Origin of the sequence: Paraburkholderia sp. BL27I4N3, from assembly GCF_003386115.1 — a bacterium.
Lineage (GTDB): Bacteria > Pseudomonadota > Gammaproteobacteria > Burkholderiales > Burkholderiaceae > Paraburkholderia.
The window spans coordinates 4,041,310-4,064,882 of sequence record NZ_QREJ01000001.1; the positions used below are offsets into that span (position 1 = coordinate 4,041,310).

The following is a 23,573-nucleotide window of genomic DNA, read 5'->3' on the forward strand; positions in this document are numbered from 1 at the left end:
TAAAATCTTCGGGTGGCTGTGGCGTGCAGGAAAGCGCCGCAAGCCATGTGCCGCTAAACTCAGTCATCGCCGGGCGCGCAACGACGCACCGGCCCGCTCAAATCAGGAGACACGCACTATGGCATTGCCCGCCGTCCTGCAAAAACTTGCGCTGCCCGTCGTCGCTTCGCCGATGTTCATCGTCAGCTATCCCGAGCTCGTGCTGGCTCAATGTAAGGCCGGGATCGTCGGCTCGTTTCCCGCGCTGAATGCCCGTCCGGCTGAACTGCTCGACGAGTGGCTCACGCAGATTCAGGCGCAGCTCGCCGAGCACAAGGCCGCCAATCCCAATGCGCTGATCGGGCCGATCGCCGTCAATCAGATCGTCCATCAATCGAATACGCGGCTCGAACACGACGTGCGCGTATGCGTCGAACACAAGGTGCCGATTTTCATCACGAGCCTGCGGGCGCCGGCGCGTGAGATCGTCGATGCGGTGCACAGCTATGGCGGCATCGTGCTGCACGACGTGATCAATCTACGCCATGCGCAGAAAGCGCTGGAAGCGGGCGTCGACGGTCTGATCCTGGTCGCGTCCGGCGCGGGTGGCCATGCGGGAACGACCTCGCCGTTCGCGCTCGTCGGCGAAGTGCGGCGCATGTTCGACGGCCCGATCGTGCTGTCGGGCTCGATCGCCAACGGCGGCTCGATTCTCGCCGCGCAGGCCATGGGCGCGGACCTCGCCTACATGGGCACGCGCTTCATCGCGACCACGGAAGCTCACGCTGTCGACAGCTACAAGCAGGCGATCGTCAATTCCACGGCGTCGGACATCATCTATACGAACCTGTTCACCGGCGTGCACGGCAACTACATCCGCGAAAGTATCCTGAACGCGGGCTTGGACCCGGACGCGCTGCCGGAATCGGACAAGAGCGCGATGAACTTCGGCAGCGACAAGGCGAAGGCGTGGAAAGACATCTGGGGTGCGGGTCAGGGCGTCGGGCTAATGGACGACGTGCCGAGCGTGGGCGAGCTGGTGCAGCGTTTGACGACGGAATATAACGACGCAAAGGCGCGGCTGGGGATTGCGCGCTGAGGTGGTGCGCCCGGGCGTGACTTGGCGGGGGTCGCGCGTTTGCCTGGAGCGCGTCGGCTGAAGCGTCTGATTCGGGGCGCTTTATTCGAAGCGCCTGATCCGGACAGCTTTGCACTGCGGCCCGGCTTCACGCCGAGCCGCAGCGATCGCCGCGCTGCCTGACTCACATATTGCGGCGGTACTGCCCGCCCACTTCGAACAACGCGTGCGTGATCTGGCCGAGCGAGCAGACACGCACGACGTCCATCAGCACCGCGAACACGTTCTCGTCGTCGATCACCGCGCGCTTCAGGCGTTCGAGCGCGGCCGGCGCCGCGTCGCGATGCTGCGCCTGGAAAGCGCGCAGACGTTGCAACTGGCTCTGCTTTTCGTCGTCGGTGGAACGGGCTAGTGCGATCGGCGGCGGCGCTTCATGCGGATGCGCGCTCAAAAACGTGTTCACGCCGACGATCGGATACGAGCCGTCATGCTTGCGGTGCTCGTACAGCATCGACTCGTCCTGAATGCGTCCGCGCTGATAGCCGGTTTCCATCGCGCCGAGTACACCGCCGCGCTCGGTCAGCCGGTCGAATTCGGCGAGCACAGCCTCTTCCACCAGGTCGGTCAGTTCCTCGATCACGAAGCTGCCCTGATTCGGATTCTGATTCTTCGCGAGCCCCCATTCACGATTAATGATCAACTGGATCGCCACCGCGCGGCGCACCGAATCCTCGGTGGGCGTGGTGATCGCTTCGTCGAAGGCATTGGTGTGCAGCGAGTTGCAATTGTCGTAAATCGCGATCAGCGCTTGCAACGTGGTGCGGATGTCGTTGAAGTCGATCTCCTGCGCATGCAGGCTGCGGCCCGACGTCTGCACGTGATACTTGAGCTTCTGGCTGCGTTCGTTCGCGCCGTAGCGCTCGCGCATGGCAACGGCCCAGACGCGGCGCGCGACGCGGCCCAGCACGGTGTACTCCGGGTCCATGCCGTTCGAAAAGAAGAACGACAGATTCGGCGCGAAGTCGTCGATCGACATGCCGCGGGCGAGATAGGCCTCGACATAGGTAAAGCCGTTCGCGAGCGTGTAGGCGAGTTGCGAGATCGGGTTCGCGCCGGCTTCGGCGATGTGGTAGCCGGAGATCGACACCGAATAGAAATTGCGTACGCCGTGCTCGACGAAGTACGCCTGAATGTCACCCATCACCTTCAGGCTGAATTCGGTCGAGAAGATGCAGGTGTTCTGGCCTTGGTCTTCCTTCAGGATATCGGCCTGCACGGTGCCGCGCACGTTTTCCAGCGCTGCGCGGCGCGTGGCGGCAAGTTCCTGGTCAGTGAGCGCGCGGCCTTGTTGCTGCGTCATGCGCGCGATCTGCTGATCGATCGCCACGTTGAAAAACATCGCGAGGATGGTCGGCGCAGGGCCGTTGATCGTCATCGAGACCGAGGTTTCCGGCGCGCAGAGATCAAAGCCGTCGTAGAGCGTTTTCATGTCGTCGAGCGTCGCTACCGAGACGCCCGAATTGCCCACCTTGCCGTAGATGTCGGGCCGCTCGTCGGGTTCTTCGCCGTAGAGCGTGACCGAATCGAAGGCAGTCGAAAGTCGTTTGGCCGGCATGCCTTCGGAGAGCAGCTTGAAGCGGCGATTGGTGCGTTGCGGATCGCCTTCGCCGGCGAACATCCGCGTCGGGTCTTCGTTTTCGCGGCGGAATGGGAACACGCCCGCAGTGAACGGAAAATAGCCGGGCAGATTGTCGAGCATCAGCCAACGCAGAATCTCGCCGTGGTCGACGAACTTCGGCAGGGAGACTTTGCGGACTTCAGATCCGGAGAGCGTCGTGACAGTGAGCGCGGTGCGGATCTCGCGGTCGCGGATGCGGACGATGTGTTCGGCACCTGAATAGGCGGCCACGGTTTGCGGCCAGCCGTCGAGCAGCGTGCGTTCGCGTTCGCCGAGGGAGGCGGTGCGTTGGGCGATGAGGGCGTCGAGTTGCTGGAGTGGCGAAGGCGCGCGGGCGTCTGCGACGCTCGCTACGGAATGTTCGTTTGAGTCGGCGCGTGGGTTGCCGTTCGGGTTGGCGTTCGGGTCGGCGTTCGAGTTGCTGCTTGGGCTGGTGCTCGGGCTGGTGCTCGGGTTGGCATTCGGGTCCGCGCTCGAGTTGGCGCTCGGGTCGGCGCTCGGGTCGGCGTTGGGGTCCGCGCTCGGGTTGGCGCTCACGCTCGCGCGCGATTGCGCAACAGCCCCTGCGGCCCTCACTGCCTCCGCGAGCATCCGGCGCGCCTCTGCAAGTTGCCAGCGTTCGCGCGCCACCCGCGCTTGCGCGTCGGCTCGCTCGCGATAAGCGTGGACCGTCTGCGCGATATCCGCCAGATAGCGCACGCGAGCCGGCGGCACGATCGCGTTGCGGCCGCTCGAAAAGCGCAAGCCTTCCGGCGCGGCCAGACGGCCGCCGCCTGCGCGCAAGCCGTGTTTGCGGAGCGCCTCGGCCACGTGCACATACAGCGCGGTCACGCCGTCGTCGTTAAAGCGCGAGGCGATCGTGCCGAACACCGGCATCGCTTCCGGCGGCTTCGCGAAGTCGCCGCGATTGCGCTGCACTTGTTTGGCGACGTCGCGCAGCGCGTCCGGCGCGCCCTTCCGATCGAACTTGTTGATCGCGACGAAGCCGGCGAAGTCGAGCATGTCGATCTTCTCCAACTGGCTGGCCGCGCCGAACTCCGGCGTCATGACATACAGCGATTCGTCAACGAACGGCACGATCGCCGCGTTGCCCTGCCCGATGCCGGATGTTTCAACGACGATCAGATCGAAGACCGCCGCTTTGCATATCATCAGGACGTCGGGCAACGAGTCGGAGACTTCGCTCGATGCTTCGCGCGTCGCCATCGAACGCATGTAGACGCGCACGCCGCCGCCCCAGTCGCCGATCGCGTTCATGCGGATGCGGTCACCCAGCAACGCGCCGCCGGACTTGCGGCGCGACGGATCGATGGCGAGCACGGCGATGGTGAGGGCGTCGCCGTAGTCGAGGCGAAAGCGCCGGATCAGTTCGTCGGTGAGCGAGGATTTGCCGGCGCCGCCGGTGCCGGTGATGCCGAGGACGGGGATTGCGGCTGCCTTGACCTTGGCTTGAGCGGACAGTTTGTCGCGCGTGGCTGCGTCGACGCCGCCCGCCTCGAACTCGCTGATGATTCGCGCGAGGCGGCGGAAGGTGAGGGATGTTTTGTCGGCCGTGTCGGCCGTGTCGGCCATATGATCCGCGTTCGCCGTGTTGCCCACCTGACTCGGCTGATTGAACAGATTCCGCGCGGCATTCACGTCCTCGTCGCCGCCAGCATCGCCGCGCGAATCAAATCGCGGCAACCCATGCTTCGAAAGTTCGTTCACCCACTCGCCAACCGGATTCTGCCCGGCCGCCACAGCCGCACGCGCGCCTTCGGCGCAGCGCGCGATCATATCGTCGATCATGCCTTGCAGCCCGAGCCGCTGCCCATCCTGCGGCGAATAGATCTTCTCGACGCCGTAACGCTCGAGCTCCGCGATTTCCTCAGGGACGATCACCCCGCCGCCGCCGCCGAACACCTTGATGCGCTCGCCGCCGCGCGCTCGCAGCAGATCGACCAGATAGCGGAAGTATTCGTTGTGGCCACCCTGGTAGCTGGACACGGCGACGCCGTCGGCGTCCTCTTGCGACGCGGCAGCGGCGACTTCATCGACGGAGCGGTTGTGGCCGAGGTGAATCACCTCTATTCCGCTCGCCTGCAGAATGCGCCGCATGATGTTGATCGACGCATCGTGGCCGTCGAACAAGGCAGCCGCCGTGACAAAGCGCAAGCGCCGGCCCGCGGGCAACTTGTGGCTGCCGGCGCGCTGCGGCGTGGACAGATCGGTCATGTCTCCCCCAGATCGTTACGCGTATGGGTGCTGGCAACCAGTATAGCGAAACGGGTCACGCTGCCTCGGTGGCCAAAGCCGCCTAGCGCACCGCCAAAGCTTTGATCTGTTCGAGCGACGGCCACAGCGATTCGTTCGCGAACCGTTCGGCGAGAAAGTCGACAAACGAGCGCACCTTGGCCGACAGATGCCGGCGGCTCGCGTAGACCACGTGAATCGGCAGCTCGCGCGGCGGCACGTCGTCCACCAGCAACGGCACGAGGCGCCCCGCGGCCAGATCGTCGCCGATTACTTCGGTGCCGAGCATCGCGATGCCCGCGCCTTGCAGCACGATCACGCGCTGCGCTTCCAGATGATTGACGATCAGATTGCCCGTCAGACGCACACGCGGCGAGGCGTCGCCGGTGGCGGGCGCGATTTCGAGCGCCGACACGCCCGCGTATTGCAGATAATTGTGGCGCGCCAGATCGGCGACGGTCTTCGGCGTGCCGTGGCGCTTCAAATACGCCGGCGACGCGCACAGCACGAGATGCGCGGTCGCGATCTGCCGGGCGATCAACGAAGAAGACTTCAGCCCGCTCGGCGACGCGCGGATCGCGACATCGAAACCCTCGTCGATCAATTCGACCACGCGGTCCGACAAGGTCATATCGACGGTGACCTGCGGATACTGCGCGGCGTAATCGGCCACTGCGGCCATCACGTGGCTCAAACCGAATGCCGACAGCGACGACACCCGCAAGCGCCCCTGCGGCACGACGCTCGCCGCGCCAACCACCTGCTCGGCCTCCTCGAGTTCGGTGAGCACCTGGCTCAGCCGCTCGTAGTACTCGCGGCCCGCCTCGGTCGGCGCGACCCGCCGCGTGGTGCGGTTGAGCAGCCGCGCGCCGAGTTGCTGTTCGAGGTGCATCACATGCTTGCTCGCCATGGCCGCCGACATCTCCATGCGTTCAGCCGCGCCCACAAAACTGCCGACTTCGACCACGTGGCGGAACACTTTCATGCTGACGAGGGTATCCATCTCAATCACTCGCTTTGGGAATCAATCGGCACCATTTTGCCGGGTTTATCAAAGACTGGTCGGCAAAACGACTTCCCGAGCGAAAGAATAGCGGCGCGCAGGATACAAAAAAACCCGCCTTCCAAAGGAGACGGGTTTGGAGATCAAACTGATGCGTCCGTCGCGCGAAGCCCGCAAGCAGGCGTCGCGCAGGGTCGCCGGGATGCTCAGAACTTCGCGCGCAGGCCGACGCCGTAGGTGTTGCCGCTCGACACGCTGGAAATGTGGTCGTACATGTAGGCGGCGTAGACGTCCGTACGCTTGGACAGCGGATAGTCGTAGCCGAGCGCTGCCGTCTGACGGGTCTGGTCGAAGCCGCCACCGTCGCGCGAGTAGGCGTACGACGCCATCACCGAGCCCGGCCCGAACGGCACCGTCGCGCCGCCTTGCGCCGTGTTCACGTGCCAGCTGGTGACCTGCTGGTAGTTGTACGTGTACATGTACTGGCCGAAAAACTTCACGAACTTCAGGTCATACGACAGGCCGACTTGCGCGACGCTCTGGCTTTTCAGGCCGGGCACGCCCGAGGTGCCGAAGCTGCCGAGGTCGCTCGGCACGTTGTTGAAGTTCACGTACTGGTACACCGCCGTGGCCGCGAACGGGCCGTGGAAGTATAGAACCTGCCCGCTCCATTTCTTCGCGCCGTTCTCAGTCGTGTTGCCGAGCGCGTACATGGCCGTCGCGCTCAAACCGCTGAAGTTCGGCGACGAGTACGACACCGCGTTGCTCCAGCCCGAGTCGCCGGTCACGCCCTGATCCGTCGAGTAGGTCGGGAACGTGCCGAGGCCCAGGTACGTGTGCCAGACCATCGGCGAGAACTGGTATGAATCCACGAACGGGTTGAACAGAATCGTGGACACGAACAATGGCGTCGTCAGACGGCCGGCCGTGACCGTACCGTAGGGCGACTCGACACCGACGTATGCGTTACGCGAGAACATCGTATCGCCGGTGAAGCGGCCGTACTGGCCGTTTTGCGCCAGGAAGAACCCTTCCAACGCGAAGATCGCCTTGTAGCCGTTGCCCAGATCCTCCGCCCCTTTCAAGCCCCAGTACGAAGTCGACATGCCGCCACCCGCGACCTGCACCGCAGTCTTGCCGCCCGGGAATTTCTGCGCGCCGACCCATTCGTCGACCTGACCGTAAAGCTGCACGCTCGATTGCGCAAAAGCAGACGATGCACTGGCCAGCAGAGCGGCACACGCGGTTGCCTTGAGGGTGGTCTTCAGCGCACTGCTGATGCTTGTTTTCATGGGTTCTCCTGTCTTTGTCAAAAAGGGTGTGGCTGTGCGAAAGGGGGAGCTCGCGCGAATCATTGTTGTTGTCCGTTCGATCATCGAGCCAATCTGGGCGGGACCATCTTTGCGGACCATTTTTATGAACAAAAATATCGTTGGTTATTGCCGGTATATCGGTCTGATTAGTTTTGTCGCTTATCGGCCTGATAAAGCCCTGGCCGATAGCGCGCCCGCGGTGCCGCCGCAAGTTTTGGCGCACCGCGCAAACCGTTGCTCACCTTGCAGCGGACGGATTGATAACGCCTCAGATGACACGCGGATGACGCACCGCCGCAGAAACGACCAAATTTGACGATGGGAGAGGGTTTGCTGCCGAGTATTTTCAAAAAAGTGTGGCGCCGAAACGTCACATCGACGGCGCGCGTCAGGAGTGAAGGCAACGCCGAGGCTGCTAACTGCCAGATTGAAAGGTAGGCGAAGCGGTGCGGTGCGACGAAGTGATATGAATCTGGGAGGACGAAATGGGCAGAGACGCCTCGCTCGCCGTTCGCGATGAGGCATAACTAGGGCGCGCGGAACCAGCTACCCAACGGGAGCATTCGGACAATATCGAAGTGTCAGGAATACAGAAAGAGATGTGTGCGAGCGCAGCCCGAACGGCAAACACTGGTTGCTCACGCAACAAACCCGACGCACAGCGCGCAGCGCGTACGCCTAGTTCCGGTAAGGCGAGCCTTCCGATTGGCGCGGGTCGTCGGACTGGCGCTGCATGGCGCGCTGCGAACCGCGTTCTTCGTTGTAGCGGGCGATGTCGGCGCGAATCGAACCGGAGCGAACCGGCGCATTGGCCGGCGGCCGCGGCACCGTGCGCGACTCGGCACTGACTGGCGTGATGGCGCCGGCGTACTGCATGCTGCCGCGGCTGTCGCCGGCATATCCGGCCGGGCCTGCGACCCGGTGCACGCCAGGTTTGTAGACGTCGAAGCCGTCGGCGTAAGTTCCGCCCGCGAAGTTGGGTCCGCCACGCGGCAAACGTGTGTTGCGGTCGGCGTCCCTAGTGCGCGCCGGTGCTGCGGTGGCGGCGCCGTAGTAGCGGCCACCGTTGCGCATCTCGCCACCTACGGCGTGATTCGCTTCGGCATGCGAATGGCCACCGCCGTGCGGCACGCCCGACGCTTTCGCATAGGCGAACGAGCACAGCGCGGTGATAACCGCGCCCAACACCCAGTGCCTCGTTCTCGACAACCCGTCCACCCAGTGACTCTCATGCCCGAAGACTTGCCTGAAACCCATCGTTCGAGCTGCGATGGACTTGTTTTGGGATTGGCACGGGCGCTGCGACAAGGTCGCGGCGCGGGTACAACCCGACGGCCTTTGAACCGTAATTTATGGGCACCAGCAAAGGGTGTCGAGCCAAAAAGTGTTAGGCCTCGGACGCGGATGTAACACCTTGTTACTGCGACCTTTTTCCGCCACGGAGGCCTTGCGGGAAAACCGTGAAACCGCTTGGGTTCAATGACTTGGCGCGGCCCGCTCACGCGCTTTTGCGTATGACGAATCGTGTGGGATTTTCACTTCGATTGCCAAAAGCGATAGACCAAACAGATCACGTCGCCAATACTGAAAACGTGAATCAAGGCGCTGTCCGAAATTTCCGGAAACGCGCCTTTTGATGCACAGCCCTCATTAATCAATTCGGCAAATGAATTTGCATATTTAATCGAAAATCTACAACAATAGCGGTTTTTCATAGGCGGGGACGGCGGCTTCACGCGCATGTCCTGCGCGCTATTCCGCGTCACCGAATCGAGATTCCGACAATGGCTCGCCCGAAACTGCTTCCCGACAACTTCACCCTGTGCCTCGTCGGCACCGTGATCCTTGCCAGCTTGCTGCCGGTTCACGGGCAGGCCGCCGTCGGGTTCAACTGGGTGACCAACGTGGCAGTCGGCCTGCTGTTTTTCCTGCACGGCGCCAAGCTCTCACGCGAAGCGATTATTGCGGGCGCGACGCATTGGCGCCTGCATCTTGTAGTGCTGCTCAGTACGTTCGCGCTCTTTCCGCTGCTCGGCCTCGCGCTTAAACCGCTCCTTTCGCCACTTGTCACGCCGGCGCTCTATGCGGGGGTCCTCTTCCTCTGCACGCTGCCGTCTACGGTTCAGTCGTCGATCGCGTTCACGTCCATTGCCAAAGGCAACGTGCCGGCGGCCGTATGCAGCGCGTCGGCCTCGAGCCTGCTCGGCATTTTCATCACACCCGCCCTCGTCAGCCTCGTCGTCACCAATCAGGCGGCCGGCGGCGGCGCTTCGCCGTGGCATACGGTAGGCAATATCGTGCTGCAGCTGTTGGTGCCGTTTGTGGCCGGGCAGTTGTTGCGCCCGCTGATCGGCAAATGGATCGAACGCAATCGCGGCGTGCTCAAGTTTGTCGACCAGGGGTCGATCCTGCTGGTGGTGTACGGCGCGTTCAGCGAGGCCGTCAACGAAGGCCTGTGGCATCAGATTCCGCTCTCGGCCCTCGGCGGCCTGCTGCTGCTGTGTGTCGTGCTGCTCGCACTGGCTCTCGCCATGACGATATTCGTCAGCAAGCGGCTCGGCTTCAGCCGTGCGGACCAGATCACCATTATCTTCTGCGGGTCGAAGAAGAGTCTCGCCGCCGGCGTGCCGATGGCCAAGGTGATCTTCGCCTCGCATGCGGTGGGCGCCGTCGTTTTGCCGCTGATGCTGTTCCACCAGATCCAGTTGATGGTGTGCGCCGCGCTCGCGCAGCGCTGGGGGGCGCGCGACACCAGCGGCGAGACCCACGCCGCTGCGCGCGAGCGGACCGCCGCCGCCGTGGCCCGCCGGTGAATATGCGCGCAATGCAAACAGGACATTCATAAGCGCCCTCCCTGAGCGTCATTTGAAGAAAGCCGCCTCGCGCGGCTTTTTTGTTATTTCACGCGCAAACGGCGTCGCTGTCGCCTCGGCCGGATGGCATAGGCCGATTCCTAGCAATGCGAAGCCGGATGGGAGCGTCCTTCAGAATGACTCCACGAATATTAACCGCACCAACCCGGTGCAACGGTTCATTAAAACTTCACTTAACTCCAGGCGGGTCCGGCCGATAAGCCGAAGGTCGAACGCTACGCCTACCCGCCATGCAACCTCGCTCGCCCTCCCGACCCGCCGCGCCGCGCGTCGAGAACTTGATCGCCCGGCGTGAGCTGTCCGCCGTGTTCCAGCCGATCATCGATTTCGAAGACGGCGCGATCCTCGGCTATGAAGGTCTGATCCGCGGCCCGGCCGGCACGCCGCTCGAAGCGCCGTTCGCGCTGTTTGCGCAAGCGCTCGCCGAGGGCTGCACGATCGAGCTCGAACGCGCCGCCGCGCGCACCTGCATCGAAGCGTTCGCGCAGCTCGACTTCGACGGAAAGCTGTTTCTGAATTTCAGCGCGGGCGCGATGCGTCAGTTGGCCGAGGCGCGCGACGATACGCTCGCGCTACTGCGTCATCGCGGCGTCGATCCGCAACGGATCGTGGTCGAACTGACCGAGCAAAGCACCATTCTGGATGTGGGCAGTTTCCTGCCGGTGATCACGACACTGCGCACAACCGGCGCGCAGTTCGCGCTCGACGACTACGGCACCGCGAACGCCAGCATGAATTTGTGGGTGCGGCTGCAGCCGGACGTCGTGAAGATCGACCGCTTCTTTATCCACGACATAGCCTGCGACCCGCTCAAGTTCGAGGCCGTGCGCGCGATGCAGCACTTCGCCAGCGCGAGCGGCGCGCGGCTCGTCGCGGAGGGCATTGAAAACGAAGCGGATCTGATCGTGGTGCGCGACATGGGAATCGGCTGCGGGCAAGGCTTTTTCTTCGGCCGCCCGCACGCGCAGCCGGCCCGCCACGTGACCGACGACGCCCGCGATGCGCTGCGCGCGGGTCACATCGCTGTGTTCCCCGAGACCACGCGCACGGTGAGCAGCGCCTCGCCTTCGGGCGGCATGGCGTCGGAAAAAAATGCTGGTGCACGCGCCCGCGTTGCCGCGCCACGCGACTAACAACGACGTGCTCGAACTGTTCAACCGCCTGCCCGACCTGCACGCAGTCGCGGTGGTCGAACACGACGAGCCGGTCGCGCTGATCAACCGTCGCAGCTTCATGGACCGCTACGCGCTGCCGTATCACCGCGAGCTGTTCGGCAAGCGCCCTTGCCTGCTGTTCGCCAATGCGTCGCCGGTGATTATTGAGAAATCGATGACCGTCGAGCAGATGGCCAAGCTCCTCGCAAGCGACGATCAGCGCTATCTCGCCGATGGTTTCGTCATCACCGACAACGGCAAATACGTCGGCCTCGGCACCGGCGAGAAGCTCGTGCGCGCGGTCACGGAGGTCCGCATTGAAGCCGCGCGCTACGCGAACCCGCTGACCTTCCTGCCCGGCAACATCCCGATCAGTTCGCACATTGCCCGCCTGCTCGGCAACGACGCCGGCTTCTACGCATGCTACGTCGATCTGAACCACTTCAAGCCGTTCAACGATCAGTACGGCTACTGGCAAGGTGACGAAGTCCTGAAATTCGCCGCCGTCGTACTCGCCGATGCGTGCGATCCCACCCGCGACTTTCTCGGCCACGTCGGCGGCGACGACTTTCTGATCCTGTTCCAGAGCGACGACTGGCGTGAGCGCGTGCTGCGCGCGATTCACGTGTTCAACGAGGGCGCGCAGCGCTTCTACGCACCGACCGATCGCCTCGCCGGTGGCATTCACGGCGAAGACCGACGCGGCAACCCGACCTTCTTCGGTTTCGTGACGATGGCGATCGGCTGCGTGCGCGTCGAACCCGCCGACGGCCCGTCGCTCTACAGCAGCGAGGAAATTGCATCCGTAGCGGCGCTGGCCAAGCGGCGCGCGAAACACGAGACGAGCGGCTTCGTACTGATCGATGCCGACGAAAGCGTGGCCTTGTTGCGCGGCCAGGCCGAAGCCGCTCATGTTTCGCTCGGGTGAATGGGCGGCATTGAGACCGCATCGGGCTTTGTTTAGCTTATTTTACTAAACAGCATATTCCGGGCCAATTCCATTGCCTACGGGTATTTCCCGGTGTCGGGCGGATGTTTTTCGGGCGGTTTCGGAGCGGTTTTACTATACAATCGCCCGAACTCAAACACCGTGCGGCCGCCCTTGCGCGTCCGCCTGATTCGATGGCCACAACCATCCGCGACGTCGCCCGCGCGGCCAGCGTGTCGATCGGCACCGTCTCACGCGCATTGAAGAACCAGCCGGGCCTTTCCGAGGCCACCCGCGAGCGCGTCGTCGAAGCGGCGCGCAAGCTCGGCTATGACGCCGCCCAGTTGCGCCCGCGCATCCGCCGTCTCACCTTTTTGCTGCACCGTCAGCACAATAATTTCGCCGTCAGTCCGTTCTTTTCGCACGTGCTGCACGGCGTGGAAGACGCCTGCCGCGAGCGCGGTATCGTGCCGTCCGTGCTAACCGCCGGCCCCACCGAAGACGTGATCCAGCAGATGCGCCTGCATGCGCCGGACGCCGTGGCGATCGCCGGTTTCGTCGAGCCCGAAACGCTGACCACGCTGGTAGCCATGCAGCGCCCGCTCGTGCTGATCGACCTGTGGGCGCCCGGCATGCGCTCGGTGAATCTCGACAACGCCGCGGGCGCCATGCTCGCCATGCGGCATCTGTTCGAGCAGCGGCGCAAGCGTGTCGCGTTCATCGGCGGCTCGCTCGCGCACTTCAGCATCGCGCAGCGCGCGCTCGGCTACCGGCGCGCGTTCTTCGAAGCGGGCTTGCTATTCGACCCGTCACTGGAAGTAACAATCGACGCCGGCCTCGACCCCGACAGCGGCGCCGCGCGCGCCATGCATCAGTTGCTCGACGCGCCGGGCCCCCGCCCCGACGCCGTGTTCGCCTACAACGACGCCGCCGCGCTCGCCGCGCTGCGCGCGTGCCTCGCGCGCGGACTACGCGTGCCCGAGGACATTGCCATCATCGGTTTCGACGACATTCCCGCCGCCGCCCATGCCACGCCGCCGCTGTCGACCCTCTCGGTCGACAAGGAAGCGCTCGGCCGGCGCGGCGTCGAGCTGCTGCTCGAAGACGCACCCGCCGAACTGGAAGTCCGTTTGCCCGTCCATCTCATTGCCCGTGCCAGTACTTTGGTGAAAATGCCATGACGCAATCCGATCCGCTTCACCCCGCTAACGGCGCCGCTGCGGCGCCGCCCGTCGAGAGCTTCCGCTCGCGCGACTTTCTGCTCTCGCATGTGCAGGACACGCTGCGTTTCTACGCGCCGAACGTGTTCGACCCGAGCGGCGGCTTTTTCCATTTCTTCCGCGACGACGGTTCGGTCTACGACAAAACCACGCGGCATCTGGTGAGCAGTTGCCGCTACGTATTCAACTATGCGATGGCGTATCGCCAGTTCGGCGACCCGCAGCATCTCGAGTACGCGCGCCACGGTTTGCGTTTTTTGCGCGAAGCGCATTGGGACGCGCGGCACGAAGGCTACGACTGGGAGATCGAATGGCACGACGGCAAGAAGCGCACGCTCGACGCGACGCGCCACTGCTACGGCCTTGCGTTCGTGCTGCTCGCTTATTCGCATGCGGCGATGGCCGGCATCGAAGAAGCCAGGCCGATGATCGGCGCAACCTTCGAGCTGATGGAACACCGTTTCTGGGACGCCGCCGCGGGCCTCTATGCCGACGAAGCGTCGCCCGACTGGCGGGTCAGTTCGTACCGTGGGCAAAACGCGAACATGCACACCACCGAGGCGCTGCTCGCCGCGCACGAAGCGACCCGACATCTCGTCTATCTCGATCGTGCGGAGCGCGTGGCGTCGAATATCACGCTGCGTCAGGCGAAGCTGTCGCAGGGCCTGGTGTGGGAGCACTTTCACGCGGACTGGTCGGTCGACTGGCACTACAACGAGGAAGACAGCTCGAACATCTTCCGGCCGTGGGGCTTCCAGCCGGGGCACCAGACGGAATGGGCGAAGCTGCTGCTGATTCTCGAACGCTTCCGTCCGCTGCCGTGGTTGCTGCCGCGCGCCATCGAGCTATTCGACGCCGCCATGACGCACGCGTGGGACGAAGACCACGGCGGCCTCTACTACGGCTTCGGCCCCGACGGCACCGTATGCGACCACGACAAGTATTTCTGGGTCCAGGCAGAGACCTTCGCGACGGCCGCGCTGCTCGGCAAGCGCACCGGCAACGAACGCTTCTGGGACTGGTACGACGAGATCTGGCGCTATAGCTGGGCGCATTTCGTCGATCACAAGTATGGCGCGTGGTACCGCATCCTCACGTGCGACAACCGCAAGTACAGCGACGAAAAGAGTCCGGCCGGCAAGACCGACTATCACACCATGGGCGCCTGCTACGAAGTACTGGCCCACGCGCTGCCCGACGGGGCGGCCGCTGCGCCCGAATCCGCGGAGCAAACAAAATGAGCAATCCCAGCGCGAACCACGAATTCCCCTTCTTCGTCTCAGCCGGCGACATCCTCACCGATCTCGTACGCACCGGCACGTCGCAATGGCTCTCGCGTCCTGGCGGCGCCGGCTGGAACGTGGCGCGCTGCGTGGCGCGGCTCGGTCTGCCGACCGCGTGCGCGGGATCGCTAGGCGTCGACAACTTCTCCGACGAGTTGTGGAATGCAAGCGTCGCGGCCGGGCTCGACATGCGCTTCATGCAGCGCGTGGAGCGGCCGCCCCTGCTGGCGATCGTCCATCAGACGCATCCGCCCGCGTACTTCTTCATGGGCGAGAACAGCGCCGACCTGGCGTTCGATCCGGCACAACTGCCTGTGGGCTGGATGGGTCAGGTGAAATGGGCGCACTTCGGCTGCATCAGCCTCGTGCGGCAGCCGATCGGCAACACGCTCGCGACGCTGGCGGCCGAGTTGCGTTCGCAGGGCGTAAAGATCAGTTTCGATCCGAACTACCGCAATCTGATGGAGCACGGCTACGAGCCGACGTTGCGGAAAATGGCCGCGCTCGCCGATCTGATCAAGGTGTCGGACGAAGACTTGCGCCTGATCTTCAAGACCGACGACGAAGCGGGCGCACTCGCGCAGTTGCGCGCCATGAATCCGACCGCCACCGTGCTGGTGACGCGCGGACCGGAGACCGCCGTGCTGATAGACGGCGCGATGGTGACCGAGGCACGGCCGCCGCGCGTCGAGGTGGTGGATACGGTCGGCGCAGGCGATGCGTCGATCGGCGGCTTGCTGTTCAGCCTGATGACCGCGCCGCAGCGGGCGTGGCCTGAGCATCTGGCGTTCGCGCTGGCCGCCGGCGCGGCCGCTTGCCGCCATGCCGGCGCCCACGCGCCGTCGCTCGATGAGGTGGTCGCGCTGCTGTAATTCTGTTGCCTTGTGCGGCGCGCATTCTCACCGGCATGGAGCGCCGCCGGGGCGGAGAACGGAAGCGCCATCATCGTGCTAGGATGAAAAAACCGAAACCTTTGGAAGACGGAGAGACGCCATGGACGACATCACCTACACCAAAGGCATTTACACGGCCACTGCCTCCACAAGAGAAGTAGAAAAAGACACCTGGCAGGGCGTGGTCACCCTTTCGCGCGACGAAGGCGACGCAACCGCCGATCAGGAAACCACGCTGTACGAAGTCGAAGCCACTTCGTCGACGCCGGAGGAAGCCCTTGAGGAAGCCAAAGCGCTTGCTCACCGCATCCTCGGAGAAATCGAACTTTAGGCAGCAACCGGCGCCGAGTCTTTCGCGTTTTCGTTTGTCATCGCTCGGCGCCACCCTGAACCAAACGGCCGGAGGCGGTCATGGCTGAACAGCTCTTCCTCTACGGCGTGTATTCGATTCACGTCCGCCCGCTCGAACTCAATGGTGCCCGCTGGGACGCGGAATACGAAATCCGCCATCGCGAGAAAGCCGTCAAACCGTGGACGACGGTAGGCGGCGACAACGGCTACGGCGACGAGACCGAAGCGGTCGCGGCCGCTCATCAGCAAGCCGTCGACGATATCGAACACGGCGCAGGCATTCCCAAGCCGCGAGCCTTTCCGTAAGTTCGAAGCGCGCGCACGCCGCGGTTCGCGTGCGTGACTGCTGCGTGCTTGCTTCAAAGCGCGGTGCGAGCCCATTGAAGCCGGTCGATACGCCGGGCCGAAACATCGTGCAGGCACGGCGAACTCACGGCAGCGGCGCACCGTCGCGCCCCACGCGCCACGCCGAAAATCATCTTTCGCGGACAAGGCGGCGTGCTACGCTTTGGCCGTTTTCATCTCCACGAGTTTGCGATGGCGACCGAACCGTCAGACCGTCCTTCCGGCTTCGGCGACGCTGAAGCTCGTGCATCGACGCGCCGCCCAACAGGCAGCCGCGAATTCCGTCTGGACGATCGCGTGGTCATCGATCACGGCATGCCGACGCCGCTCTGGCAGGATCTCTATCACCGCGCGCTCGTGGTTCGCTGGCCGGTTTTTTTCGTATCGCTCGGCGTCTTGTTCCTGCTGCTCAACACCACGTTCGCCGCGCTCTACATGCTGGGCAACGCGCCCATCGCCAATCAGTTTCCCGCCGGTTTTGGCGGCGCGTTTTTCTTCAGCGTCGAGACGCTCGCCACGGTCGGATATGGCGACATGCATCCGCAAACCGTCTACGCGCACTGGATCGCCACGCTGGAAATTTTTGTCGGCATGTCCAGCATCGCGTTGGCAACGGGGCTCATCTTCGCGCGCTTCTCGCGCCCGCACGCCAAGATCATCTTTGCCCGTTACGCGGTGATCCGTCCGCTCGACGGACGCATGACGCTCATGGTGCGCTCGGCCAACGCGCGTCAGAACGTGATCGCCGAGGCGCGCGCGCGGCTGCGCATTCTGCGCACGGAAACCACGGTCGAAGGTTATACGTTGCGCAAGCTCTATGACCTGACGCTGGTCCGCGATCAACACCCGGTATTCAAACTGGGCTGGACGGTGATGCACATTGTCGATGAAACCAGTCCGCTATTCGGCGAGACCGCGGAAACGCTCAATAAACGCGGCACGTTGCTGCTGCTCACACTCGAAGGCATCGACGAGTCGACCTCGCAAACCATGCAGGCGCGCCACACGTGGTCGTGCGACCAGATCTTCTGGCAGCACCGTTTCGTCGACATCATGACCGAGAAAGACGGCGTGAGCCATATCGACTACGCGCATTTCAGTGAGATCGTGCCGCTCGACGACGCGCCCGTCGCGAGCGCTGCAACGCTGCGGACGTTGCTGTAATCAGGTTCGGACCGCACCAGGGCTTACCCGACTCCGCCCGTTGCGCGGCAAATCCATCTCAAAACTTCATTAAAACGCGCGGGTCTTCGCGCCCATTTGCGACTGTCCGGGCAAAGTAGAAAAAATTCTCTCTCATTGGCGCTAAAAAATAGAGTCTCTTTCGCTGCGTCACCTTCGTGGTCCCCACCACCGCGCGCGGATGCAAACCGCAACTAAGTTGCATGGGATCGGAGTAAGCGCCAAAGCGCCAACTCCGACCGACAACGGAGACTCACCCATGACCGCTCGCCTGCCCATCGACGGCACGCCCGCACTGGCCGATTACAAGCTTTCCGACAACCTCACCGCGACGCGCGGCCGGATCTTCCTGACCGGCACGCAGGCGCTGGTGCGCCTCGTGCTCATGCAGCGCGCCGCCGATAAGGCGCGCGGCATGAATACCGCCGGCTTCATCAGCGGCTATCGCGGCTCGCCGCTCGGCATGGTCGACCAGCAGTTGTGGAAAGCGAAAAAACTGCTCGCGGCGAGTGATATCCGCTTTTTGCCCGCCATCAACGAAGAACTGGGCGGCACCGCTGTGCTTGGCACGCAGCGGGTGGAGTCGGACCCGGAGCGCACCGTCGAAGGCGTGTTCGCGATGTGGTACGGCAAGGGCCCGGGCGTGGATCGCGCCGGCGACGCGCTCAAGCACGGCAACGCCTACGGCTCGTCGCCGCACGGCGGCGTGCTGGTGGTGGCCGGCGACGACCACGGCTGCGTGTCCTCATCGATGCCGCATCAAAGCGACTTCGCGATGATGGCCTGGCATATGCCGGTGGTGAATCCGTCGAACATCGCCGACATGCTCGAATTCGGCTTGTATGGCTGGGAGTTGTCGCGCTTTTCGGGCGCGTGGGTCGGCTACAAGGCGATCTCCGAAACGGTCGAATCAGGCTCGACGGTCGATCTCGACGCGCTGCGCACCGACTGGACCATACCGCAGGATTTCGCGGCGCCCGCCGGCGGCCTGCACAATCGCTGGCCCGATCTGCCGAGCCTGACGATCGAGTCGCGGATGCACGCAAAGCTCGACGCGGTGCGCCACTTCGCGCGCGTGAACAGCATCGACAAATGGATCGCGCCGAGTCCGCATGCGAACGTCGGGATCGTGACGTGCGGCAAGGCGCATCTGGACCTGATGGAAACGCTGCGCCGCCTCGATCTGACGGTCGCCGACCTTGAAGCGGCCGGCGTGCGGATCTACAAGGTCGGCCTGTCGTTTCCGCTGGAGATGACGCGGATCGACGCGTTTGTCTCCGGCCTGTCCGAAGTGCTGGTGATCGAGGAGAAAGGCCCGGTCATCGAACAGCAGATCAAGGACTATCTGTACAACCGCACGCAAGGCACGCGGCCGATCGTGGTCGGCAAGAACGCCGAAGACGGCACGCTGCTGCTGTCGTCGCTCGGTGAATTGCGGCCGTCGCGCATTCTGCCGGTATTCGCCGACTGGCTCGCGAAGCACAAGCCCGCGCTCGATCGCCGCGAACGCGTGGTCGATCTGGTCGCGCCGCAAATTCTTTCGAACGCTGCGGACAGCGTGAAGCGCACACCGTACTTCTGCTCGGGCTGTCCGCACAATACGTCGACCAAGGTGCCGGAAGGATCGATCGCGCATGCGGGCATCGGCTGTCACTTCATGGCGTCGTGGATGGAGCGCGACACGACCGGTCTCATCCAGATGGGCGGCGAAGGCGTGGACTGGGCCTCGCATTCGATGTTCACGAAAACGCGTCACGTGTTCCAGAATCTCGGCGACGGCACCTACTTCCACTCGGGTATTCTGGCGATCCGCCAGGCCGTGGCCGCGAAAGCCACGATCACGTACAAGATTCTCTATAACGACGCCGTCGCGATGACGGGTGGCCAACCCGTGGACGGCAGCATCTCGGTGCCGCAGATCGCGCGTCAGGTGGAAGCCGAAGGCGTGTCGCGCTTCGTCGTGGTCAGCGACGAGTCGGAGAAATACGACGGCCATCACGACCAGTTCCCGAAGGGCACCACGTTTCACCATCGCAGCGAGATGGATACCGTGCAGCGCCAATTGCGCGACACCGACGGCGTGACCGTGCTGATCTACGACCAGACCTGTGCGGCGGAAAAGCGCCGGCGCCGGAAAAAAGGCGAATTCCCCGATCCGGACAAGCGTCTCTTCATCAACGAAGAAGTTTGCGAAGGCTGCGGCGATTGCGGCGTACAGTCGAATTGCCTGTCGGTGGAACCGGTTGAAACGGCCTTGGGCCGCAAGCGCCGCATCGATCAATCGTCGTGCAACAAAGACTATTCATGCGTGAACGGCTTCTGCCCGAGCTTCGTCACGGTGGAAGGCGGCAAGCTGAAAAAAGCCGCGGGCGCCGCGTTCGATCCGCAAGCACTGGCCGCTCGCGTCGAAGCACTACCCATCCCCGCAACGCACCTCGACGCCGCCCCGTACGACATTCTGGTGACGGGCGTCGGCGGCACGGGCGTCGTGACGGTCGGCGCATTGATCAGCATGGCGGCGCATCTGGAAGGCAAGAGCGCATCGGTGCTCGACTTCATGGGCTTCGCGCAAAAGGGCGGCTCGGTGCTGTCGTTCGTGCGCTTCGCCGCGCGCGACGAATGGCTCAACCAGGTGCGTATCGACACCCAACAGGCCGATGTGCTGCTCGCCTGCGATATGGTGGTCGGCGCCAGCGCCGATGCGCTGCAAACGGTGCGTCATGGCCGCACGCGCATCGTCGTGAACACGCATGCAATTCCGAACGCCACGTTCGTGACCAATCCGGACGCGACACTGCACGCCGACGCGTTGCTCGACAAGATGCGTCACGCGGCCGGCCCGGAGCGCATGTCGACATGCGATGCGCAAGCGCTCGCCACGCGTTTTCTCGGCGACACGATCGGCGCGAACATTCTGATGCTCGGTTATGCCTGGCAACTCGGTCTGGTGCCTGTATCGTTCGGCGCGATGATGCGTGCGATCGAATTGAACAACGTCGCCGTGCAGATGAATCAACTGGCGTTTTCGATCGGCCGCCTCGCCGCCGAAGATCCCGCCGCGCTCGAAGCGCTGTGGCAAGCGCGGCATCTCGCCAGGCAGAGCGTGCGCGTGGATACACTCGACGAACTGATCGCGCATCGCGAAGGACGTCTGCAGACATACGGCGGCGCGAGCTACGTGAAGCGTTATCGCGCGCTAGTAGACGCGGCGCGTCGCGCAGAAACCTCGGTGGATGCGAAGAGCGAGCGCGTGACGCGTGCGGTGGCGACCACGTTCTATCGTCTGCTCGCGGTGAAGGACGAATACGAAGTAGCGCGTCTGCATACGGACGCGGCATTCCGTGAAGCACTGGAAGCGCAATTCGAAGGCGTGGCCGGCAAGGACTTCGGCATCAAGTTCAATCTCGCGCCGCCGACGCTCACGCGTCCTGAACCGGGCAAGAATCCTTCTAAAAAAACCTTTGGTCAATGGATGTGGCCGGTGCTCGGCACGCTGGCGAAATTCAGCAGCCTGCGCGGCACGATGCTCGATCCGTTCGGCCGCACGCTGGAACGCAAGATGGAACGCGAACTTGCGGGCGATTATGAAACCACGTTGCAGCGCGCGCTCGCCAAGCTCGGTGCCGGCAATCTGGAAGACGTGGCGAAGCTCGCCGACCTGCACGCTCGTGTGCGCGGTTATGGTCACGTGAAGCTTGCGAATCTGGCGGGTGTGAAGCGGGGTGAGCGCGATCTGGCCGTACGTTTGCAGATCGAGGCGGCGACGGGTGAGTCGGTGCGAAAATCGCTGGAAGATGTCAAGGGCGCGGGGCAGTTGCGCGGGATTCCGGTGGTCGTGGCGAAATAGTTTTTTGGGCCTCGTAGAGGCAAGTAAATTAATGCCGCTTGGAGAGCGATCTCGAAGCGGCATTTTTCTTTGCTTCGCTGGTTTAGCTATTGATTCATGCGCTCGCCAATAGTGCGCGCACCTTTGCAATCTTGTCTGGATCGACCGGCGCGAGACCGTCGCCGTTCACGCGCACACCCGAGCCAAAATGCACAGCTTCAACTTGTGTTCTGCTTACGAAGCCGGCAATCGCATCGACCGTCAAGCCGGCTCCGGCCAAGACGGTGCAATGCGAACCGGCCGCTTGCCGCACCAATTCGCGTATCGTGTCTTCTGCGTGCAGCACCGAAGGTTGTCCTCCCGAAGTCAACACGTTCGTCACGGCGTCGAAACCAAGCAGCACATCCAATGAACGGCGCAAATCCCGCGCTTCGTCGAATGCACGATGGAAGGTGATAGCCAGTCCATCCGCTGCATCGATCGCACGGGCGAGACCTTCGCGGTCGATCTCGCCGGCGGCGTTCAGCATGCCGATCACGATGCCATTCGCGCCCGCCGCTTTCACCGCGCGCACGTCGCGCAGCATCACTGCGTAGTCGTCGGCGTCGTAGACGAACGAGCGGCTGTGCGGCCGCACGATCACATTCACCGGTATCTCGACTGCGGCGACTACCGCTTCGATCAGTCCAAGGCTCGGCGTTAAACCGCCCTCGCCCATCGCGGTGACAAGTTCGAGACGGTCAGCGCCGGCTTGCGCGGCAAGGCGCGCATCGGCAACGGTCGTGGCAATGACTTCAAGGAGGACGGACATAAGCGCGGCTGAGTGTCGTTAGATATCGTTGAAAACGACATGATCTCAGAACCGCTCTTCGTCCACCCAGTCGATATCGCCGCACAACACGCAGGTCTGCTCGCCGACGCGCGTCGCCACCGAAAGCGTTACGCACGGCAACGCCTCGTTGATCGAGAGATACGGCCGCGTCACGTGCACGCGCTCCGGCGCATTGATCGCATCGCGGAAATACGGACGACGCAACCAGTTCGCGCCCTGCGCGTCGGCAAGCGGCAGAAAGCGCGTTTCATGCGCGGCGCGATCAGCCCGCAGCACGACGTTGCGGCCCGCCTGCTTGCCCTTCGCATCGAGCAGAAAGCAGCGCGCGGCGTGATCGAGCGCCAGAAAATTCCAGCACACTTCCTCCAGCGGTTCGCCGGCCGCGAGCCGCTCCGCGGCCCGCTCGAAAGCCCGCAAGTACGGCGCGAGCCGGCTGGCATTGCGGCGCTCGCGCGCGTCGGCCTGATCGCGATAACGCTCGGTGAGTTCGCTGATGCAGGTGGTCGCGTGCAACGCATCTGCCGCACCCGGGTTCGGACGGCCGAAGAAAAAGCCCTGCACGAAATCCGCATTGCAGGCGAGCGCCATCTGCGCTTCATGCTCCGTTTCCACGCCTTCGACGAGTACCAGCTTGCCCGCTTCGTGCAGCAGCGCCACGAGGCCGGGCAGGATCGTCGCCATGTCGGCGCGATGCGCGGCATGCGACAGCATGATGCGGTCGAGCTTGACGATGTCGGGATTCAACTGCCAGATGCGTTCGACGTTCGAGTGGCCCGCGCCGAAATCGTCGAGTGCGATCAGGAAGCCGCGCTCGCGGAACTGGCGCACGGCGTCGGCGAGACGCTCCAGGTCTTCGGCGCGATGCTCGAGTACTTCGAGCACGATGCGTCGCGGCGGCAGATCGACGCGCTTCAATGTTGCCAGCAAGGCAGCGGCGAGATAGGGATCGGTGAGCGCGCCCGGATGCACGTTCAGGAACAACCACTCGCGCTCCGCGCCGAGTACCTTGAAATTCTCCAGATGCAGCGTCTGAGCCAGCTTGTCGACCTGCAGCACATCGCCGAGGCGCGCGGCCTCGCCGAATACGTCGAGCGGCGACACGGGGCGGTCGAGCGCGTCGTGCGCACGCAGCAGCCCTTCGTAACCGACCGCCCGCATATGCGAGAGGCTGAAAATCGGCTGAAACACGCTACTCAGCGTGAGTTCGCCATGCTGCACCGTAAAACGTTCGAGCCCCGACGTCATCTCGACACCGAAACCGTGTGGCGCGCTGGCCGTCCTTTCCTGTTGCGCAATGGTCATGCAAGTCCTCTCACGCGAGAGCCGGGCCGGTCGGAACGCGGAAGCGAACAACCTCGGCGCCGTTTCTCAAATGTGCGTCATCGATATCCCTTAAGCAAGCT

At 63.6% G+C, this 23,573-nt stretch carries 16 protein-coding genes and 1 pseudogene; 11 read left to right on the plus strand and 6 right to left on the minus strand.

Annotation, left to right across the window (positions count from 1 at the left end; all coding sequences use genetic code 11):
* Positions 1-118: 118 nt before the first annotated feature.
* Positions 119-1,078 carry a nitronate monooxygenase family protein gene (locus tag B0G71_RS18300; RefSeq protein ID WP_116143212.1) on the plus strand — a complete coding sequence of 320 codons (960 nt, stop codon included), beginning with the start codon at positions 119-121 and terminating at the stop codon, positions 1,076-1,078.
* A gap of 163 nt (positions 1,079-1,241) precedes the next feature.
* On the opposite strand, the gene B0G71_RS18305 is transcribed toward B0G71_RS18300, so the two are convergent.
* From B0G71_RS18305 to B0G71_RS18315, 3 genes are all read right to left on the minus strand, one after another.
* Positions 1,242-4,949 carry a methylmalonyl-CoA mutase family protein gene (locus B0G71_RS18305; RefSeq protein WP_116143214.1) on the minus strand — a complete coding sequence of 1,236 codons (3,708 nt, stop codon included), beginning with the start codon at positions 4,947-4,949 and terminating at the stop codon, positions 1,242-1,244.
* A gap of 82 nt (positions 4,950-5,031) precedes the next feature.
* Positions 5,032-5,970: a LysR family transcriptional regulator gene (locus B0G71_RS18310; protein WP_116143216.1), complete on the minus strand. Its 939-nt coding sequence runs from the start codon at positions 5,968-5,970 to the stop codon at positions 5,032-5,034.
* A gap of 206 nt (positions 5,971-6,176) precedes the next feature.
* Positions 6,177-7,262 (minus strand): porin, encoded by a 1,086-nt coding sequence (locus tag B0G71_RS18315; RefSeq protein ID WP_116143218.1) that lies wholly within the window; start codon positions 7,260-7,262, stop codon positions 6,177-6,179.
* 124 nt (positions 7,263-7,386) lie between these two features.
* Here B0G71_RS18315 and B0G71_RS40960 point away from each other — a divergent pair, with 124 nt between their 5' ends.
* The gene (locus B0G71_RS40960; protein ID WP_147308686.1) at positions 7,387-7,599 is read left to right on the plus strand and encodes a hypothetical protein; all 213 of its coding nucleotides are present in this window, start codon (positions 7,387-7,389) and stop codon (positions 7,597-7,599) included.
* 362 nt (positions 7,600-7,961) lie between these two features.
* On the opposite strand, the gene B0G71_RS18320 is transcribed toward B0G71_RS40960, so the two are convergent.
* Positions 7,962-8,471, minus strand: coding sequence for a hypothetical protein (locus B0G71_RS18320; RefSeq protein ID WP_258875621.1), 510 nt, complete (start codon positions 8,469-8,471; stop codon positions 7,962-7,964).
* 596 nt (positions 8,472-9,067) lie between these two features.
* Between B0G71_RS18320 and B0G71_RS18325 the strand changes: the two genes are divergently transcribed.
* The 9 genes and pseudogenes from B0G71_RS18325 (at position 9,068) to B0G71_RS18365 (ending at position 21,359) form a co-directional block, all read left to right on the plus strand.
* Positions 9,068-10,096, plus strand: a complete 1,029-nt coding sequence (locus B0G71_RS18325) for a bile acid:sodium symporter family protein (RefSeq protein ID WP_116143222.1) — start codon at positions 9,068-9,070, stop codon at positions 10,094-10,096.
* A gap of 290 nt (positions 10,097-10,386) precedes the next feature.
* A pseudogene (locus B0G71_RS18330) lies at positions 10,387-12,238 on the plus strand (EAL domain-containing protein).
* 194 nt (positions 12,239-12,432) lie between these two features.
* Positions 12,433-13,419 carry a LacI family DNA-binding transcriptional regulator gene (locus tag B0G71_RS18335; protein ID WP_106283864.1) on the plus strand — a complete coding sequence of 329 codons (987 nt, stop codon included), beginning with the start codon at positions 12,433-12,435 and terminating at the stop codon, positions 13,417-13,419.
* Positions 13,416-14,699, plus strand: a complete 1,284-nt coding sequence (locus B0G71_RS18340; RefSeq protein WP_116143224.1) for an AGE family epimerase/isomerase — start codon at positions 13,416-13,418, stop codon at positions 14,697-14,699. The genes B0G71_RS18335 and B0G71_RS18340 overlap by 4 nt, the downstream gene beginning before the upstream one ends.
* Positions 14,696-15,613, plus strand: coding sequence for a carbohydrate kinase (locus tag B0G71_RS18345; protein ID WP_116143226.1), 918 nt, complete (start codon positions 14,696-14,698; stop codon positions 15,611-15,613). Before B0G71_RS18340 ends, B0G71_RS18345 begins: the two co-directional genes overlap by 4 nt.
* 121 nt (positions 15,614-15,734) lie before the next feature.
* The gene (locus B0G71_RS18350; protein ID WP_012431490.1) at positions 15,735-15,965 is read left to right on the plus strand and encodes a hypothetical protein; all 231 of its coding nucleotides are present in this window, start codon (positions 15,735-15,737) and stop codon (positions 15,963-15,965) included.
* 80 nt (positions 15,966-16,045) lie between these two features.
* A complete protein-coding gene (locus tag B0G71_RS18355) occupies positions 16,046-16,291 on the plus strand; it encodes a hypothetical protein (protein WP_106283867.1) in 246 nt (81 codons plus the stop codon).
* A gap of 231 nt (positions 16,292-16,522) precedes the next feature.
* Complete coding sequence (locus tag B0G71_RS18360) at positions 16,523-17,494, plus strand: ion channel (RefSeq protein ID WP_116143228.1); 972 nt, start codon at positions 16,523-16,525, stop codon at positions 17,492-17,494.
* A gap of 277 nt (positions 17,495-17,771) precedes the next feature.
* On the plus strand, positions 17,772-21,359 hold the full coding sequence (locus tag B0G71_RS18365) for an indolepyruvate ferredoxin oxidoreductase family protein (RefSeq protein ID WP_116143230.1): 3,588 nt from the start codon (positions 17,772-17,774) through the stop codon (positions 21,357-21,359).
* Positions 21,360-21,453: 94 nt separating this feature from the next.
* Here the strand turns inward: B0G71_RS18365 and B0G71_RS18370 are convergent, their stop codons facing one another.
* The gene (locus B0G71_RS18370; protein WP_116143232.1) at positions 21,454-22,149 is read right to left on the minus strand and encodes a copper homeostasis protein CutC; all 696 of its coding nucleotides are present in this window, start codon (positions 22,147-22,149) and stop codon (positions 21,454-21,456) included.
* 45 nt (positions 22,150-22,194) lie between these two features.
* Positions 22,195-23,472 (minus strand): EAL domain-containing protein, encoded by a 1,278-nt coding sequence (locus B0G71_RS18375; protein ID WP_106283871.1) that lies wholly within the window; start codon positions 23,470-23,472, stop codon positions 22,195-22,197.
* Positions 23,473-23,573: the final 101 nt, after the last annotated feature.

What these genes read in the sequence shown, in the direction of transcription:
- B0G71_RS18315 (WP_116143218.1), bottom strand. Translation starts at nt 7,262, where the DNA reads ATGAAAACAAGCATCAGCAGTGCGCTGAAGACCACCCTCAAGGCAACC.
- B0G71_RS18375 (WP_106283871.1), bottom strand. Translation starts at nt 23,472, where the DNA reads ATGACCATTGCGCAACAGGAAAGGACGGCCAGCGCGCCACACGGTTTC.
- B0G71_RS18355 (WP_106283867.1), top strand. Translation starts at nt 16,046, where the DNA reads ATGGCTGAACAGCTCTTCCTCTACGGCGTGTATTCGATTCACGTCCGC.
- B0G71_RS18310 (WP_116143216.1), bottom strand. Translation starts at nt 5,970, where the DNA reads ATGGATACCCTCGTCAGCATGAAAGTGTTCCGCCACGTGGTCGAAGTC.
- B0G71_RS18365 (WP_116143230.1), top strand. Translation starts at nt 17,772, where the DNA reads ATGACCGCTCGCCTGCCCATCGACGGCACGCCCGCACTGGCCGATTAC.
- B0G71_RS18340 (WP_116143224.1), top strand. Translation starts at nt 13,416, where the DNA reads ATGACGCAATCCGATCCGCTTCACCCCGCTAACGGCGCCGCTGCGGCG.
- B0G71_RS18305 (WP_116143214.1), bottom strand. Translation starts at nt 4,949, where the DNA reads ATGACCGATCTGTCCACGCCGCAGCGCGCCGGCAGCCACAAGTTGCCC.
- B0G71_RS18335 (WP_106283864.1), top strand. Translation starts at nt 12,433, where the DNA reads ATGGCCACAACCATCCGCGACGTCGCCCGCGCGGCCAGCGTGTCGATC.
- B0G71_RS40960 (WP_147308686.1), top strand. Translation starts at nt 7,387, where the DNA reads ATGAACAAAAATATCGTTGGTTATTGCCGGTATATCGGTCTGATTAGT.
- B0G71_RS18360 (WP_116143228.1), top strand. Translation starts at nt 16,523, where the DNA reads ATGGCGACCGAACCGTCAGACCGTCCTTCCGGCTTCGGCGACGCTGAA.
- B0G71_RS18345 (WP_116143226.1), top strand. Translation starts at nt 14,696, where the DNA reads ATGAGCAATCCCAGCGCGAACCACGAATTCCCCTTCTTCGTCTCAGCC.
- B0G71_RS18350 (WP_012431490.1), top strand. Translation starts at nt 15,735, where the DNA reads ATGGACGACATCACCTACACCAAAGGCATTTACACGGCCACTGCCTCC.
- B0G71_RS18325 (WP_116143222.1), top strand. Translation starts at nt 9,068, where the DNA reads ATGGCTCGCCCGAAACTGCTTCCCGACAACTTCACCCTGTGCCTCGTC.
- B0G71_RS18300 (WP_116143212.1), top strand. Translation starts at nt 119, where the DNA reads ATGGCATTGCCCGCCGTCCTGCAAAAACTTGCGCTGCCCGTCGTCGCT.
- B0G71_RS18370 (WP_116143232.1), bottom strand. Translation starts at nt 22,149, where the DNA reads ATGTCCGTCCTCCTTGAAGTCATTGCCACGACCGTTGCCGATGCGCGC.